1 protein-coding gene is annotated in these 1,276 nt (G+C 77.8%); it reads left to right on the top strand.

From position 1 onward, the window contains the following. Positions 1–109: 109 nt before the first annotated feature. Positions 110–1,276: FAD binding domain-containing protein (locus SSBG_RS35705; RefSeq protein ID WP_158677758.1), on the top strand; the 1,167-nt coding region annotated here is incomplete at its 3' end.

Below are 1,276 nucleotides of genomic sequence, written 5' to 3'. Positions count from 1 at the left end.
CCGCGCGAAGATGTGCCAGAGTTGCCACGTCCGGCCCGTGACGACGTACCGTACGGCAGCACAGGCCACAGGCGGGACACGTCCGGGGCAACGGGAAGGGGCAGCCGCTTTGACCACACAGGCACCGAACGCGGCGGTCTCCCTGCCCACCACGCTGGAGGAGGCCGTGGCCGCGCTCGCCGCGACCCCCACCGCCGTGCCCGTCGCGGGCGGCACCGACCTCATGGCCGCCGTCAACGCCGGACTCCTGCGCCCCGCCGCCCTCGTGGGCCTCGGCCGCGTCGCGGAGATCCGCGGCTGGCAGTACCTCGACGGCCACGCCCTGCTCGGCGCCGGGCTCACCCACGCGCGCATGGGCCGCCCCGACTTCGCCGCCCTCATCCCCGCGCTCGCCGCCGCGGCCCGCGCCGCCGGGCCCCCGCACATCCGCAACGCGGGCACCCTCGGCGGCAACATCGCGACCGCCGCGCCGACCGGCGACGCGCTCCCCGTCCTCGCCGCGCTCGAAGCCACCGTGCTCCTCGCGAGCGTCGGCGGCGCCCGCCGCGAGGTCCCCGTCTCGCACCTCCTGACGGGCATGGACCCGCTGCGCGGCGGCGAACTCATCTCGCACGTACGGGTACCGCTCCTGCACGCCCCGCAGGTCTTCCTCAAGGCGACGGGACGCACCGGGCCCGGCCGCGCGGTCGCCTCGCTCGCCCTCGTCCTCGACCCGGCCCGGCGCGCCGTGCGCTGCGCGGTCGGCGCCATCGCGCCCATGCCGCTGCGGCCCCTGGAGGCCGAGGCGTGGGTCTCCGCGCTCGTGGACTGGGACGGCGACCGCAGCCTCGCGCCCGAGGCGCTCGCCGCGTTTCGGCGAGTACGTCGCCGCCGCCTGCGTTACCCGAACAACCCGCGGGCGAGGACGGCGTCGTGCGGCCGCTCACGCCCGCCGTCTCGCACCTGCGCCGCACCGTCGGCGCGCTGGCCCGTCGCGCACTGGGGAGGGCGCTCGCATGAGCGAGGAACAGGACCGGCCCACACCGTCGCAGCAGGACCCCCACGGCGAGGGCCCCGGGCCCTACGGCGGCTGGGAACCCGTCCCGCACACGGACTACGACGTGGACGCCACCGCCTTCGTCAGCCTTCCCGAAGGACTCCTCGACGCGGCCCCGCTCGCCGCCCCCGGCCATGGCTACGTGCCGCCGCGCATCCCGCCCGCCGGTACGGAGCCGGGCGGGACCGGCTCCTGGGACTTCCCGCCGCGGCAGGACGGGCCCGGCCCCGAGGCCCCCGG

Origin of the sequence: Streptomyces sp. SPB074 (assembly GCF_000154905.1) — a bacterium.
GTDB lineage: Bacteria > Actinomycetota > Actinomycetes > Streptomycetales > Streptomycetaceae > Streptomyces.
The sequence above is the reverse complement of the archived record's forward strand: the minus strand, read 5'-3'. Positions and strand labels throughout refer to the sequence as shown.